Source organism: Frankia sp. AgKG'84/4, assembly GCF_023242965.2.
GTDB lineage: Bacteria > Actinomycetota > Actinomycetes > Frankiales > Frankiaceae > Frankia.
Genome location: NZ_JALKFU020000642.1, coordinates 1 through 683 on the forward strand (window position 1 = coordinate 1; position 683 = coordinate 683).

Annotated in this window: 1 protein-coding gene; it reads left to right on the forward strand. The window is 52.1% G+C overall.

Annotation, left to right across the window (positions count from 1 at the left end; translation table 11 throughout):
• Positions 1-683, forward strand: a 683-nt coding sequence (locus MXD58_RS31765) for an L-lactate permease (RefSeq protein ID WP_250610011.1), incomplete at both ends; no start/stop codon positions are given.

Genomic DNA, 683 nt, shown 5'->3' on the forward strand with positions numbered 1-683 from the left:
ATTTCAGCAAAATTTCACTGCAGTAGGAGACAATCTCGCACTCTCCGCCATTGTTGCACTGATTCCCATCTTATATTTTTTCTGGGCGCTTGCAATCAAACGAATGAAAGGCCATATCGCCGGGCTTACGACACTAGCCGTGGCCTTGCTGGTCGCGGTGCTGGCTTTTAAGATGCCAGCGGGTATGGCGGTTATGTCTGCCACCCAGGGCGCGGTTTACGGGATATTGCCAATTGGATGGATCATCATCACTTCCGTTTTCTTATATAAGCTGACCGTGAAAACCGGCCAGTTTGACATTATCCGCAACTCGGTGCTGTCGATTACAGAAGACCGCCGGATCCAGGCATTATTGATAGCGTTTTCGTTCGGGGCATTCCTTGAAGGTGCTGCAGGCTTTGGCGCTCCGGTTGCGATTTCAGCCGCGCTTTTGGCCGGGCTGGGCTTTAACCCGCTATATGCAGCGGGACTGTGCTTGATTGCCAACACGGCACCCGTGGCGTTCGGGGCCATCGGGATCCCGGTCATTGCGGTAGAGGGCCCGACAGGCATCCCGGCAATGGAAATATCGAAAATGGTTGGCCGCCAGCTTCCATTCATTTCCGTATTCATCCCGTTCTACTTAATCGTGATTATGGCAGGCTTCAAAAAAGCAATGGAAGTCATGCCGGCAATCTTAGTTT